General features: G+C 59.1%; 13 protein-coding genes. 9 read left to right on the top strand and 4 right to left on the bottom strand.

Features of this window, described 5'->3' with window-relative positions; translation table 11 throughout:
* The first annotated feature begins 483 nt into the window (after positions 1-483).
* Positions 484-1,359, top strand: coding sequence for a hypothetical protein (locus tag AC2A6O_RS11935; RefSeq protein WP_498927243.1), 876 nt, complete (start codon positions 484-486; stop codon positions 1,357-1,359).
* A 48-nt stretch (positions 1,360-1,407) separates the two neighbouring features.
* On the opposite strand, the gene AC2A6O_RS11940 is transcribed toward AC2A6O_RS11935, so the two are convergent.
* The gene (locus tag AC2A6O_RS11940; RefSeq protein ID WP_498927982.1) at positions 1,408-1,887 is read right to left on the bottom strand and encodes a L,D-transpeptidase; all 480 of its coding nucleotides are present in this window, start codon (positions 1,885-1,887) and stop codon (positions 1,408-1,410) included.
* Between the two features lie 355 nt (positions 1,888-2,242).
* Between AC2A6O_RS11940 and AC2A6O_RS11945 the strand changes: the two genes are divergently transcribed.
* Entirely contained in the window at positions 2,243-2,857 is a 615-nt protein-coding gene (locus tag AC2A6O_RS11945; protein ID WP_498927245.1) for a YceI family protein, read from the top strand.
* A 75-nt stretch (positions 2,858-2,932) separates the two neighbouring features.
* Here AC2A6O_RS11945 and AC2A6O_RS11950 read toward each other — a convergent pair whose 3' ends face one another.
* The gene (locus tag AC2A6O_RS11950; protein ID WP_498927247.1) at positions 2,933-4,039 is read right to left on the bottom strand and encodes a branched-chain amino acid ABC transporter substrate-binding protein; all 1,107 of its coding nucleotides are present in this window, start codon (positions 4,037-4,039) and stop codon (positions 2,933-2,935) included.
* Between the two features lie 322 nt (positions 4,040-4,361).
* Here AC2A6O_RS11950 and AC2A6O_RS11955 point away from each other — a divergent pair, with 322 nt between their 5' ends.
* The 3 genes from AC2A6O_RS11955 (at position 4,362) to AC2A6O_RS11965 (ending at position 6,535) form a co-directional block, all read left to right on the top strand.
* On the top strand, positions 4,362-4,889 hold the full coding sequence (locus AC2A6O_RS11955) for a flavin reductase (protein WP_498927249.1): 528 nt from the start codon (positions 4,362-4,364) through the stop codon (positions 4,887-4,889).
* A gap of 54 nt (positions 4,890-4,943) precedes the next feature.
* Positions 4,944-5,948 (top strand): P1 family peptidase, encoded by a 1,005-nt coding sequence (locus tag AC2A6O_RS11960; protein WP_498927251.1) that lies wholly within the window; start codon positions 4,944-4,946, stop codon positions 5,946-5,948.
* Between the two features lie 68 nt (positions 5,949-6,016).
* Positions 6,017-6,535, top strand: a complete 519-nt coding sequence (locus tag AC2A6O_RS11965; protein ID WP_148586493.1) for a DUF3833 family protein — start codon at positions 6,017-6,019, stop codon at positions 6,533-6,535.
* A gap of 179 nt (positions 6,536-6,714) precedes the next feature.
* On the opposite strand, the gene AC2A6O_RS11970 is transcribed toward AC2A6O_RS11965, so the two are convergent.
* A complete protein-coding gene (locus AC2A6O_RS11970) occupies positions 6,715-7,296 on the bottom strand; it encodes an NAD(P)H-dependent oxidoreductase (protein ID WP_498927253.1) in 582 nt (193 codons plus the stop codon).
* Between the two features lie 117 nt (positions 7,297-7,413).
* Here AC2A6O_RS11970 and AC2A6O_RS11975 point away from each other — a divergent pair, with 117 nt between their 5' ends.
* Positions 7,414-8,031: a TetR/AcrR family transcriptional regulator gene (locus AC2A6O_RS11975; protein ID WP_498927255.1), complete on the top strand. Its 618-nt coding sequence runs from the start codon at positions 7,414-7,416 to the stop codon at positions 8,029-8,031.
* Between the two features lie 51 nt (positions 8,032-8,082).
* Here the strand turns inward: AC2A6O_RS11975 and AC2A6O_RS11980 are convergent, their stop codons facing one another.
* The gene (locus AC2A6O_RS11980; RefSeq protein ID WP_498927984.1) at positions 8,083-8,568 is read right to left on the bottom strand and encodes a YcgN family cysteine cluster protein; all 486 of its coding nucleotides are present in this window, start codon (positions 8,566-8,568) and stop codon (positions 8,083-8,085) included.
* Positions 8,569-8,788: 220 nt separating this feature from the next.
* Here AC2A6O_RS11980 and AC2A6O_RS11985 point away from each other — a divergent pair, with 220 nt between their 5' ends.
* From AC2A6O_RS11985 to AC2A6O_RS11995, 3 genes are read left to right on the top strand one after another with little or no spacing between them, the layout of a single operon-like run.
* Positions 8,789-11,002, top strand: a complete 2,214-nt coding sequence (locus AC2A6O_RS11985) for a transglycosylase domain-containing protein (RefSeq protein ID WP_498927257.1) — start codon at positions 8,789-8,791, stop codon at positions 11,000-11,002.
* Entirely contained in the window at positions 10,999-11,679 is a 681-nt protein-coding gene (locus AC2A6O_RS11990) for a DUF1214 domain-containing protein (RefSeq protein ID WP_148586488.1), read from the top strand. The genes AC2A6O_RS11985 and AC2A6O_RS11990 overlap by 4 nt, the downstream gene beginning before the upstream one ends.
* The gene (locus tag AC2A6O_RS11995) at positions 11,676-12,239 is read left to right on the top strand and encodes a DUF1254 domain-containing protein (RefSeq protein ID WP_148586487.1); all 564 of its coding nucleotides are present in this window, start codon (positions 11,676-11,678) and stop codon (positions 12,237-12,239) included. Before AC2A6O_RS11990 ends, AC2A6O_RS11995 begins: the two co-directional genes overlap by 4 nt.
* The last annotated feature ends 74 nt before the right edge of the window (positions 12,240-12,313 follow it).

Below are 12,313 nucleotides of genomic sequence, written 5' to 3' on the forward strand. Positions count from 1 at the left end.
GTCCTGCCAAGCAAAAGCGACTGTAAGACAGGAAACCCCGCCAGCATCGCGTTGGGGCACTAGATGCTGGCAGGGTCTCGAGAGAGCCCTTTGCAGGCCTCGGATGTATCATATATTCAAATTTTGGAAACTAAATGCGTCATGCTGTCCCTGCGACGCGGCGCGCCCAAGGTCATCACCGGAATCATCCGGCATATGCTCTGATTTTTTGATGGAACCTTCTCTGCCGCCAGACACGCTCGGGAGACATCAGCAGCGCACGCGGCCCGCGTCTTCCGTGTTCGCGCTCATTGCGATCACCTGAGTTGCCCTGCTGGCCAGGGGACACCGCTTGTACCGCACGCCCCGTTTGAGGAGTGCTCCATTCCAGCGGCAAACCGCTCAAAGCACTCTTGCAATTTTCGCCCCCCTCGAAAATCCGGCGAAACTAGGCTACTCTTCCGGCTCCGAACAACGACCAAACCTAGAAATTGCTACCGCGGTATGACCAGGAACAATTATCTGGATCTCGACAAGACAGTCTATCAGCAGGTCATAGGCTGTTCGCTCGTGCTCGTCATGCTGTTCGGTCTCGGCCACAATATCTATCTGTCCGCTGGAGACCCGTTTTCCGGCCCAACACCGTCGACCCATCCAATCACGGCACTTGGATTTCTGATCCTGGCGGGAGCCATTTTCTTCCGGCCTCAGTGGGACAACTCGCACTGGCTCAAGAATATCCTGTGCTGGCTGATGATTGTGTTGACAGGCCTGCGTATCGTCGAAGCCTTGTTTCCGGATCAAATTTCGGTTTACGCGCACGGTTGGCTCACCGAGTCTCTGGAAGCGATCGGCATGTACGGCCGTCTGTCCGTTGAAACCGCACTCTTCCTTGTCTGCTGCTTCGGTTTCGAACTCTCCCAGGAACGCCATACAGTCGTCAGACTGCTTCTCGTGTCCGTCTGCCTCGCAGTATTGTCCCTTGGCTTTGCCGAAACCGTCTATGCGTTCTTCCTGTGGGGCGAAGAACTGTCGATGATTACCCAGATCGGCATGTGTCTGGTATCGCTGGACCTCATGGTCCGGATGCGCAATCAGCCGCCGTTCAAAAGCGTGATGCAGCCTGGCAGATCCAACTTCCACCTTCAGTTCACTGCGCTTGCGCTCTACCTGCTACCCATGATCGTCGGCACGGTCGTGCTGCACAAATTCCATATCTCGCCTTCCGAAAAGGCACCGTTCGAGCTCTTCTTCGCAGGCACAAGCTGTGCTCTGCTCGCGATTGTTCTGTTGCTGGGCACCTATCTGGACCGGAAGAAGCCTCCGGAAAACGCCTGGTCTTCGAGCACATCCGGCCCCAGTCGCAGCCTGGACGATTGATGCCCCTGCTGCCGCCTTTCGGCTGCTAGCAAAACCAGCCAACGGGAATCAGGGCAAAGCAACGACCGGCGTGCGGACCGTCACCCTTTGAAACAGATCCTGAATGTCGTGATTGGCCATCCGTATGCAGCCATAGGAAACGGCACGCCCGATGGAGCCAGGGCGGTTGGTGCCGTGAATGGCGTAGTTTCCATTCGAGAGGGTCATGGCGGCAACGCCCATGGGGTTATTGGGTGCCCCACCGCGTATGACCGTAGGCAGATGCGGAAAATCACGCCGGACTTCCTCTGACGGAGCCCAGTCGGGCCTTACGTATTTCGCCGTGATGAAAGCTTGTCCGGTCCAGGACTTCTGCCGTTTGCCGACAGCCACCTTGTACCGGATTGCCCGGTTGCCACCGAGAACCAGATAAAGCCGTTTTTCGGAGTTCCTGATGACGATGGTGCCTGCCTGAAATCGTGCGTCGGAAAAGCCCACCACTTCTGCGGCATTAACGGAACCGAACGTGAGCCCGTTGGCAAAAAGCATCGCCAGGGGAATGAGAAAGTGGAACAGGGAGACCAGACGCATTACAAACTCCGTGCAGTTGCGCGAAGATTACCCTGCCCCCCGCCTTGAAAGAACCGGGACGCGCCTATTTTCTTACCAAAAGGTTAATCGACACTCCAGTTCCGTACGCCAATACGGTTTGCCGGTCTGTTGACTTCAAGCAGCGGTGCGTCCGGTCTGCGATCAGGGTTTTGCCTGTGACGACCGTCACCATGCCTGGCGCAGCAGAATGACATACTGCACCCATGGCGCCGAAGGGCCCAAACTCTAGACATTTGCGGACCATTGATTGCCGCACCAATTACTTCGCTCAGCTTGTTCAAGGACTTATGGAATGACCCAAACCTTTGCAATGTCACGTGGCTTCAAGAGCCCACTTCGTAAAACCGCGGCAACCTTCGCCTGCCTGCTCGCGCTCGCATCAGCCCCGCTGCCAGCTTTCGCCGGGACGCTGACAGGCACTTACATGCTTTCACCGGCAAAACTTGCCACCGGCTTTTCTGTGCGGGTGCTGGGTGGCAAAGCGGTTACGGGAGAATTCAAGACCGTCTCCGGCAAAATGACACTTGATCAGAACCACCCGGAAAAGAGCCGCGTCGTCGTGAAAGTTGACCTGAGAAGCGTTCAGACGAACAACGACAGGGTCACTGGTTTTCTGAAGAGTTCGGCCATGTTCGATGTCGCCCAATACCCGGTTGCGACGTTCCAGAGCACCCGGGTGCAGATAACCGGTCAGAACACCGCAGACGTGGAAGGTGTGTTGAACCTTCGTGGACAGCAGAAACGCACCAAGCTTTCCGTGACGATTACCGACGGCAAGGCCAACGGTCAGGTCGGTTTTGAGGTGTCGGGTGGCTTTTTCCGAAGCCTTTACGGCATGGAAGCCGGACTGCCGATCTACGCCGACAAGGTCAACCTCAAGATCAGCGGTACCGGATCACGCACCTGAGCGCGGTCGTTTGATTTGAGTCTGGAGAAGCACGCGCCCTGAGCGGGCCGCGTGCTCTTCCAGTTTGTGCAAAGCTCACCGCGCTTGCGGCATCCCGCCCTGCCACTGGTAGACGATATAATCCGGCAAGTTGCTGTCGCCGTTTTCATTGAACGTAACGTCTCCAATCACCGTATCGAAGGTTCCCTCATTCAAGGCGCTCGCAACGTCCGGCAGGGCCGCGTTCCCGGCGGCCTCCACCGCCTGAGCCCAGGCTTGAATTGCGGCATATGTCGTCAGGGTGAAACGGTCGGCAGAAAGTCCGGCTTCTTCCAAGGCCGCAACGAGATCCTGCGCTTGCGGTCGGTCACGGGGGATCTCCGGATAGGTCAGCAAGGTTCCGTTGCCCGCGTTGCCAGTCACGGACCAATAATCGTCCGTCATCAGCGCATCTCCGGCCATCAGAACCGCATCCAGCCCCTGGCGTGCCATCTCCAGTTTGATAAGCCCCGCTTCCGGATGGTACCCACCCAGATAGACAACATCGACAGCCTGAAGCTTGAGCTGCGACACCAGGGTACGGAAGTCATCACCGCCAGCGTCAAATCCGAGTGACATGCTTTCACTGGTACCAAGCTCGTTGAGGGCAGCCTTCACCGCATCGGTAAGTCCAATGCCGTAAGCTGTCTTGTCGTGCAGCAGGGCAATCCGCCGGTCGCCGAACTCGTTGACGAGAAATCTGGCTGCCACGTCCGCTTGCCGGTCGTCTCTGGGGGCCAGACGAAAAGTCCCCTCACCTGGCCGTTCGTCGGTGAACTTCGGCAGCGTTGTTGCCGGTGAGATCTGGACAATGCCCCCACCGGCATAGACTTCGCTGGCTGCAATCGAACTGTTGAAGCAAAGATGACCTGCAACGAAGACGACGCCTTTGCCGATAAGCTGGTTGGCGACAGCGGCCGCCTGATCCGCGTCGCAACCATCATCGGCGACTTCCAGCACCACCGTCTTGCCGTTCACGCCGCCGGCCGCATTCAGGTCGGCAACCGCCCTTTCCGCACCGATGCGCATCTCTTCGCCGAAAGCTGCGAACTGTCCTTTCATCGGTCCGGCAACCGCGATCCGGATGTCGGCAGCAGCAGGTGTCGCGACGACAACGCCAAAAGCAAGAAGGCCAAAGCTGGCCAGAAGCTGCTGAAAGGTCATTCATGTCCCCAAACTTCGATGATTGCTCTCTACCCCTAGCGCGGCGGGCCCTGCAGCTCAATGCGCACTTGCAGCGCAGGTGGCAAATGCTGCCCCCCTGCCCCATATCAGACGGAGAATGTTCGATCCGAAGATCTGCTATCGCTGCTGCGCAAATGGTCTTTCATCGAAGTTGCGAGGTCCCAAAGTTGCGGCATCTGATACCCAGTCTGTCCCCCGTTGAAGGCGGCATGGTCTAGGCATCCTATCCATGGCCGCCTAAACTCCGGTCCGCGTCCGAAAGACGAATGATTCCCCGCTGAGCCACTCAGGAACCGACTTGATGTCGCCAACTTCTTCAGGCCCCGATGATCCGGACAGGCTTCCGCTGGAGACCGAGATTTTCCGGGAGGCCATGAGCCGAATTGCAACGGCCGTTCATGTGGTAACCACCGATGGCCCGGGCGGCCGCATCGGTGCAACCGTTTCTGCGGCATGTTCGGTCAGCGACGAACCGGCCAGTATCCTGGTTTGCCTGAACAAAAAAACACGCATCCACGCCGCTGTTCTTGAAAACCGCAGATTCTGCCTCAACACGCTCAGCGATGATCATGAGGCAATATCCGACGCCTTTGCCGGACGCGACAAGCTGGAGATGCCCCAGCGGTTCGAAAAGGCGGCGTGGACAACTCTGGCGACCGGATGCCCGGCCCTCGACAGCGCCCGCCTCAGCGTCGATTGTGAGGTATATTCTGTTACGGAAATGGGTACGCATTCGATCATTGTCGGCACCGTGATCGACCTGCGAATGACCGATCCGGGCAAATCTCTTCTTTACGTTCGCCGAGGCTACAAAAGCCTCGACACCTGACGCCCAGCCCCTCAAACTCCCAAACGCCAACCTTCAACCAAGGACCGTCAGTTCATGCCCGGTTTACGCAATCTGATCACCGATGTTCCGGGCCTCAAGGTCGGCAATGCCACCGATCTTGAGCTGAAATCCGGGGCAACCGTGCTCGTTCCTGACGAACCGGCGGTCGCGTCCGTTGCCATTCACGGTGGTGCACCGGGCACCCGCGAAATCGCGCTGCTGGAGCCTGAACAGACTGTTGAGAAGATTGATGCCATCGTCCTGGCCGGCGGGTCCGCCTTTGGCCTGGATGCAGGCGCGGGTGTCCAGGGCCGCCTTGCCGAACTCGGCTACGGCTTTCAGGTCGGCCCCGTCCGCGTGCCGATTGTTCCCACCGCCATATTGTTCGATCTTCTGAACGGCGGTGACAAAAGCTGGGGCCAGGCGGCCCCCTATAGGGACCTGGGCCGCTCGGCTCTCGACGCCATCGGCCACGACTTTTCCCTGGGCTCCGTCGGGGCAGGAACCGGCGCCACCACTGCCAATCTGAAAGGCGGCCTCGGCTCGGCCTCCCATGTGCTGGACAATGGCGTCACGGTGGGAGCCATTGTCGGTGTGAACGCACTTGGGCGGGCAACTGTCGGCGACAATGCCCACTTCTGGGCAGCACCGTTTGAAATCGGCGACGAGTTCGGTGGCCTGGGCATGGCCCACCCGCTGCCGCAGGACGCGATTTCCGTCCGTACCAAACTGGACGGCCTCAAGGCCGGTGCCAACACCACGATAGCCGCAGTGGCGACCGATGCCATTTTGACGAAGGGCGAAGCGAAGCGGCTTGCAGTTATGGCGCATGACGGTCTTGCCCGCGCCCTGTGGCCGGCGCATACGCCGCTGGATGGCGATCTTGTCTTTGCGCTGTCCACCGGTCAGCGCCGGATGGAAAACGGCCTGGAGGACATGGTTCAGCTTGGAGCCGCAGCCGCCTCGTGCCTGGCCCGTGCCATCGCGCGCGGCGTCTATAACGCCTCACCGGCCCCCGGCGATCCTGTTCCAACCTTTAAAAAACGCTTCGCAAGCTAGCTACAAGATCCGAAGAGCACCGGTTTGCGTAAGTTGGGCAGATTTTCCTGAAGGAGGCTCTGCCCGTCATGACCCGCGCCCGTCGATATCTGCTCCTGTTCGTGTTCGCCATCGCTGCCGCAACCTCTATCCCGGCACAGGCCAAATCCCTGGTGCTGGAAGAGTTCTTTCGCGGAAAAACCATCGGCAAGGGCGTCTTTGAAAGCAAGATCGCCGGTGTCTATCGTCCCTTCACCGTCAAGCTTACGGGAACCTGGAACAAGCGCACATTTACGCTCAGACTTCGCGAAGACTTCATCTATGACGACGGTGAGCGGGACACGAAGACCTGGTTCTTCCAGAAAGTCGCCGAAGACCGCTACATAGGCCAGAGAGCCGATGTGCTTGGCTTGACCAATGTGCGAACCGACGACAATGGCGCCCTTCGTTTTTCCTACGTAGCGAGCCTCGAGACGGAAAACGGCCCCTTGCTGCTTCGCTTCGATGATACGTTGAAACAGGTGGACCGCAACACAGTCGAAAATACGGCAAAGGTGATGAAGGCGGGGATCACCGTGGGAACGGTGTCGCTGACGTTCAAAAAATGACAGCTGCCGCATGAAGCCGCTGATTGGCGCCTGGTCAGACCGATTTCATCACTTTCAACGAAAAGCAGCCTGGGCGCACATTTTTTGCGGCACAGGCTGCAATCGGAAGCCGGAACTCGGCGCAATCAAGATGCAGACGTTCAATGGCTTCCGATTTGCAACAACGGATGGGACCAACGTCACGCAGCCTTGCGTCCCAGTGCTGCGGCCCGGTCCAGCATCTTGCGTTTCGCCTCGTCACCCGTTCCACGGATCGGTGAGAACATGTGATAGCCCTTGGGCTTGAGACCGCAGAAACCGAGGATCTGTTTCTCCGTCTGTTTTCTGATGCCTGCGCCATAGATCCAGGTGAAGTACCAACCTGGCGTATCGGAAGTCACCAGAACCTGCGCGGTTCGCCCCTTCAAAAGCTGTTCGGGTATCGGTTTGCCTTTCACGTATTGAAAGGACATGCCCGGCAGCAGGATGCGGTCAAACAGGCCTTTCAGCTTGCCCGGCATCCCGCCCCACCACAGCGGATGCGTCAGCACGAAATGCTCACACCACAAAATGTCCTGCCACAGTGCTTCCAGGTCAGGTTCCAGCGGCTTTGCATCCTTGAAGGAAGAAACTCCGAAATCCGCATCGAAGTTAAGATCCGCCAGATGCCGTACGCGCACCTCATTGCCGGCCGCGCTCGCGTTATCGGCATATTCCGCCGCAAGAGCGCCCGAAAAGGTGTCCTTTGCGGGATGTCCTTCCAAAACCAGTATCCGTGTCATGTCTCACCTTGTGAATTTGCAGGCGCTGAACGCCAAAATTGACCATGGTCATTTTTTGACATTCAGCGAAGCATCCGTCAAGATATTTTTTGACCACGGTCAATTTAACGGAAAATCATGACACGCAAACCTCAGCAGCGAAGCATCGCAACACGCGCCCGGGTTCTGGCCGCCGCCCGGGATCTCAGTCAAAAACACGGGCTGGATCTGGTCACCGCAGAAGCGGTTGCCCAGGAGGCAGGCGTTGCCAAGGGAACGGTGTTCTCGCATTTCGGCGACATGGACGGTCTCTTGTCCTACGTCCTGCTGGACCGCCTGAACGCCCTGCGCGCGTCAACGGCAACCGAAGGGCCGCAAGCAGAGAAAATGTCCGATCCGGTCGGTCTGCTCTTGCGACGCATGATGTCGTTGATCGCGGTCATCACCGACAGCCCGGCAATCCTCCGGCTTTTTCTGGACAATATTGGTGTTACCAAACCCAATTGCGCCGCTGAATTCGTCGAGACGCTGGATGCGCTGGATGCAGAGTTGGAAGAATTTCTGACTTTCTGGCAGCAGGAGCCCGGCTTGAAGCCAGAACTGCGAAAGGACCGGTCACCAAAGGAAATGGTCGATGGGCTGATCGCCTTCATGATCCACGGGGCAATTCTTATCAAGAGCCATCAGTTGACCGACAAATCAGATCTGGAGCATCGGCTCCGACGCCATGTCGAGGCTTTCCTGCTCAGGCAATGAGACAGGTTGAGGCGGCCCTGGAAAGGCCTCAGTCTTCACAACATAAAGTGGCTAACTCTGTGCGTCTTCCGGCAGTTCGCCTGGCCAGAACACCACATGGTGCTCGTAGTCTTCCAGAGCCATGCCATCTTCGGGTATCGTCCGCCCGCGAACGGAAATGCCTGCCTGATGGACCGTTTCCGGATCTCCCGACACAAGAGGATGCCACCAGTAGAGGTCCTTGCCTTCGCGAACCAGCCGGTATGCGCAGGTTGGCGGCAGCCATGTCAGCGTCCGTACCTCGCCGGGTGTAAGCTGAATGCAGTCCGGCACGATGGACGCCCTGTTCTCATAGTCTTTGCAGCGGCAACTGGTGCCGTCAAGCAGCGTACAGGCAACGTCTGTCCAGACGATCTCACCGGTGTCCCAGTCTTCCAGCTTGTTGAGGCAGCAGCGCGCGCAGCCATCGCAAAGCGACTCCCACTGGGGCTGCGTCATGTCTTCCAGCGTCCGGGTTTTCCAGAACGGAAGCTCGCGTGAGGTGTCGTCGGCAATCATGAAGTCGCGCACGCCTTTCTTGGGCAAGAACCACCGGCGCCTATCATGCTACAGTCCCCCGGGCAAGCCGGGCGAAAATTCGGGCTGTTTTTCCTCAATGAATTTGCAACAAATGTCGGTAAACTGGACCACCGAAACGGTCATCCTGGTGACCTGTTTGCACGGCCCCAAAAAACGGCTAGCTTGTGCCGTCCCATTTTGATCCGGAGACCTTGTTCGCGTGACGGACAGACCGCAGTCAGAAGACGTCGAGACCGGCAGATTGCCGGAGCAGAAACCGCCGAGAAAGCGCAATCGGTTCCGGCGCTTTTTCCTGGCGGTCGACGCCCTTATCGACACAGCCCTTTGGAAGAGCGGAACAGCCATCCGCCGGACATTCGAAGGCTATGACGCCTTTCTGCGGCGGTTCCGGGCCAAGGGCATCTGGCGCGTTCTTGCCGAACTGTCGTCAGACGGCCTGACCTACGGCCTTGCCGGTTTCATCGTTGTGCTGGCCTTCGCCCAGCCCGCCTTTGAGGCAACACGCTATGCCGACTGGAAGACCACAGATGATTTCGCGGTGACATTCCTGGACCGTTTCGGCAAGGAAATCGGCCGGCGTGGCATCGTGCTCAACGACAGCGTCCCGCTTGAGGAAATTCCCGATTCGCTGATCAAGGCCACTCTTTCCACCGAAGACCGCCGTTTCTTCAGCCATTTCGGCATCGACTTCTTCGGCACCTTCCGCGCCATGGTGGAAAACGCTCGGGCCGGAGGTGTCGTCCAGGGTGGGTCGACGCTGACGCAGCAGCTCGCCAAAAACCTCTTCCTGACCAACGAGCGCAGCCTGAGCCGCAAGATCAAGGAAGCCTACTTGGCGCTGTGGCTGGAGGCGAACCTGTCCAAGCAGGAGATCCTGAAGCTCTATCTCGACCGCGCCTACATGGGCGGCGGCGTGTTCGGGGTGACGGCGGCTTCCGAATTCTATTTCAACAAGAATGTGCGTGAGCTGACGCTTGCTGAAAGCGCCATGCTCGCCGGTCTCTACAAGGCGCCGACCAAATACGCGCCCCACATCAACCTGCCGGCGGCCCGTGCGCGTGCCAACGAGGTTCTGTCCAACATGGTGCAGGCGAAATTCCTGACCGAAGGCCAGGTCATCGGCGCGCGCCGCAATCCGGCGCTTGCCGTCGACAGGTCTCAGGAACAGCTGCCGGAATATTTTCTCGACTGGGCACTGGACGAGGTAAAGAAACTCGCGCGGCGTTATCCGGCCCTCGCCCGCGACCGCATCGTTACAGTGCGCACCACATTGGACCCAGCACTGCAGCGTCAGGCGGATCTGGCGGTCGAGACCGTGCTTCGGGAAAACGGCAAACTACGTGACGTTAGCTCGGCGGCGCTGGTTTCAATGATCCCCGACGGAGCCGTGGTTGCCATGGTCGGTGGCAGTTCCTACGGCGAAAGCCAGTTCAACCGTGCGGTCAACGCACTGCGGCAGCCGGGATCCTCCTTCAAGCCCTTCGTCTACATGACGGCCTTCATGAACGGCTACTCGGCAGACAGCGTTGTCACCGACCGGCCAGTCTGGATCGGCAACTGGTCGCCGAAGAACTATTCGAGAAGCTACCGAGGCGCCGTTACGCTGAAAACCGCGCTTACCAAGTCCATCAATACCATTCCTGTGATCCTGTCGCTGGATTTCGGCCGTCAGAAGATCATCGACACCGCCTATCGCATGGGCCTGACCCACGAGTTGGAAAACTCCGTCTCACTGCCCATCGGCTCATCCGAAGTCTCCGTCATCGACATGGCCTCTGCTTATTCCGTCTTTGCAAACGGCGGCATGAAGGCACCGGCCTACGCGGTTCTTGAAATCAAGAACAGTGCCGGCGAGGTCCTCTACCGTCGCGAACGCGATGAACCGCCTGCAGAACGCGTCCTGCCGGAGGACAAGGTGGAAGAGATGAACGGAATTCTGGTCAATGTGGTTGAGGCTGGCACGGCCCGCCGGGCGCAGATCGACGGAGTGGTTGCTGCCGGAAAGACCGGCACGACCAACGCTTATCGCGATGCCTGGTTTGTCGGCTACACCGGCAACTTTGCCACGGCCGTCTGGTTCGGCAATGACGATTTCACCTCGACCCGCCGGGTTACGGGCGGCAGTCTGCCTGCCATGGCCTGGCAGAAATACAATGCCTTTGCCCACAACGGCATTGAGTTGGCGCGCATGCCCGGCGTCGAACCGGAAAGCCTGCCCCGCCTGTCCCGCTCGACCCCGGCCAAACTGGCAACAGACACTGGCGACTCCGCCCAGCCCCGGGTGCTGAAACGGCGCACGCAGGACCTGCTCTTGCAGATAGGTCAGGACTTGCGCCTGCTGCTTGAGCGCAAGAGCGCCGAAGCAGCGCCGGCTCCGGGGTCCGCCAACACCGATGTCGCGGCGGTGCAATGAGCGATACAGGTTTCCGGCCCGCTCACGGCGAGGCAGACTGGTATGACGAGAAGCTTCCGCGTGCCATCCGCTCGCATCGGGGCAACCCCTTCCGCACAATTGCCACGGTGACTCTTGTCGTCGTTCTGGCCTCACTTCTGGGCATCAGCTCTGCCTATCTGATCATCGAGCGGGAACAACCGCTCAATGCTGTCACCCTTGGGCCCTGGCACGCCTATCCGAAAGCCGGAACCTCCGAGGCCGATCCCTATTCGGTAGCGATCTATACCAGGGGGGCTGTCATTCCTCTGGCGTCTGGCGAAGGTCTGGCACTGGTCGCGCGCGAGGACAGCAACGGCCATGAGCTTGATCCGACTTGTGTCTACAGCATCGCGGGCCAGACCCCGTCAGCCCGGCTCTGGACCCTGACTGCGGTTGATGGCCACGGCCACCTGGTCAAGACAATGTCCGGCCGGGTGAACCTTGCAAGCGACGCCTTGCTACGAAATGCGGACGGCACCTTCGACATCACCGCCGCCACCCGCCCCCACTCCGGCAACTGGTTGCCGCTGGCAAGTGAAGCCAGGGCTGCCGACGGTCTGCGCTTCGTCTTGAGGGTCTATGACGCACCAGTCACCACCGGCGCCGCCCTTGATGGTGTCAGCATGCCCACAATCGAGAGGTTGGGCTGCCCGTGACCCTGTCCTCCCGCTTTTCCCTGTCTGTCGGATTGCTGGCCACGCTGTGTCTGGCAGCCATCATTCATATCCTGGTGGTACTGAGTATTCCGCACAACGTTCTGCACAGCGCTTATGACAATATCGAAACATACGGCCCCGACAGGCAATTCAACCTGCTTCCCGATGTCCGTCCCGGTGAGGAGGCTCTGCCCGATCTCGACCCGGCCATGAAGCACGCCGCGTGCCGGTTTCAGCTTGCCGACGGGCCGGTTCTCTTTGACGCCAGCATTCCGGCGCCGTTCTGGTCAATCGGCCTGTTCAACGCCGCAGGAGAAGCCGTCTACAGTCTCAACAACCGCACGGCGGGCGCAGAGCGTCTGTCGATGCTGGTGCTGACCACCGAACAATTGTCGATCCTGCGGGAAAACCCGCCGGAAAACCTGGAAGATCTCATCGTCATTGAAACGGAAGAACCGTTGAGCGGGTTCGCGCTGCTACGGGCCTATGTGCCGCACCCGAACCGGGCAGACAGCATCGACCGTGCGCTTAAGGCCGCAAGCTGCGGCTCCATTCGCTAAGCGCCCCCGCCGCCTACTTAGGCACGACGATCTGCACGCATCGAACGCCGGCAAGAAGAATGGCAGGGCATGGG

Source organism: Labrenzia sp. ATLA3 (genome assembly GCF_057180185.1).

Bases quoted from the DNA above. Each gene is read 5' to 3' on its own strand.
- AC2A6O_RS11935 (WP_498927243.1), top strand. From the start codon at position 484: ATGACCAGGAACAATTATCTGGATCTCGACAAGACAGTCTATCAGCAG.
- AC2A6O_RS11940 (WP_498927982.1), bottom strand. From the start codon at position 1,887: ATGCTTTTTGCCAACGGGCTCACGTTCGGTTCCGTTAATGCCGCAGAA.
- AC2A6O_RS11945 (WP_498927245.1), top strand. From the start codon at position 2,243: ATGACCCAAACCTTTGCAATGTCACGTGGCTTCAAGAGCCCACTTCGT.
- AC2A6O_RS11950 (WP_498927247.1), bottom strand. From the start codon at position 4,039: ATGACCTTTCAGCAGCTTCTGGCCAGCTTTGGCCTTCTTGCTTTTGGC.
- AC2A6O_RS11955 (WP_498927249.1), top strand. From the start codon at position 4,362: ATGTCGCCAACTTCTTCAGGCCCCGATGATCCGGACAGGCTTCCGCTG.
- AC2A6O_RS11960 (WP_498927251.1), top strand. From the start codon at position 4,944: ATGCCCGGTTTACGCAATCTGATCACCGATGTTCCGGGCCTCAAGGTC.
- AC2A6O_RS11965 (WP_148586493.1), top strand. From the start codon at position 6,017: ATGACCCGCGCCCGTCGATATCTGCTCCTGTTCGTGTTCGCCATCGCT.
- AC2A6O_RS11970 (WP_498927253.1), bottom strand. From the start codon at position 7,296: ATGACACGGATACTGGTTTTGGAAGGACATCCCGCAAAGGACACCTTT.
- AC2A6O_RS11975 (WP_498927255.1), top strand. From the start codon at position 7,414: ATGACACGCAAACCTCAGCAGCGAAGCATCGCAACACGCGCCCGGGTT.
- AC2A6O_RS11980 (WP_498927984.1), bottom strand. From the start codon at position 8,568: ATGATTGCCGACGACACCTCACGCGAGCTTCCGTTCTGGAAAACCCGG.
- AC2A6O_RS11990 (WP_148586488.1), top strand. From the start codon at position 10,999: ATGAGCGATACAGGTTTCCGGCCCGCTCACGGCGAGGCAGACTGGTAT.